1 protein-coding gene is annotated in these 762 nt (G+C 28.7%); it reads right to left on the bottom strand.

Translation table 11 applies throughout. The features are described from left to right. Nucleotides 1–130: 130 nt before the first annotated feature. Nucleotides 131–762 (bottom strand): HD-GYP domain-containing protein (locus LS72_RS10545; protein ID WP_238700807.1); only part of this gene is annotated, 632 nt, incomplete at its 5' end.

Here is a 762-nt window from a genome sequence, read left to right as displayed (position 1 = left end):
TGTTTTCCCCACTCCTGTTGAACCAAATACAAAGGTATGATTAGGTCTATTATCATCATCTTGATAGATTTCTATAAAATTATTTTGTTTTTTATCATCCAATAAGAAGCCTTTACCTATTAGGGTTTTTTCATTTTGCTTCATCATAAATCTTTACAAGCTCTTGTTTTATTTCTAGGATTTGGGATTTATTTAAAATAAGCTCATTGCTATAAACAGATAAAGTCTTTTCTAATGCTTCATCAAGGGTATATTTTGGGCGATGAAAACTTAAGCTTATACAATTTTCAAAAACATCTGCAATATTTATAAGTGCAGATTCCATAGGATAGCTTTGTTTAGAAAAATATCCACTAGCGTCTGGATTTTCGTGATGATTAAGAACATAATCAGAAGCTTTTATTAATCCTTTGTGTTTTAAAAACTCACTAGAAAGAATAGTATGTCTTTTATAGGTTTCAAATTCTTTATCGTTTAAAAATTCAGCTTTAAAAGCTAAATCTTGCATAGATAAAAGGCTAAGGTTGGCATAATATCCTGCTAAATAAAATTCACTATCTTTAATTCCTAAAATACCACCAAGTCTTGCACTTATGCTTCCAACTAGATTAAGCTTTTTAGCAATAGAGGGATTAAAATACTCCAAACACTCTATAATAGAATTTAATTCATTTTTATTTCTTTGCATAAATAATGCGTATTGATTCTCTGCTTCTATATCTCTCATAGGCTCTAAATTTGTTTCAACTTCTATTGTAGTCT

Source organism: Helicobacter apodemus (assembly GCF_000765745.2).
GTDB lineage: Bacteria > Campylobacterota > Campylobacteria > Campylobacterales > Helicobacteraceae > Helicobacter_D > Helicobacter_D apodemus.
Note: the sequence above shows the minus strand (reverse complement) of the source record. Positions and strands in the feature narration are given on the sequence as shown.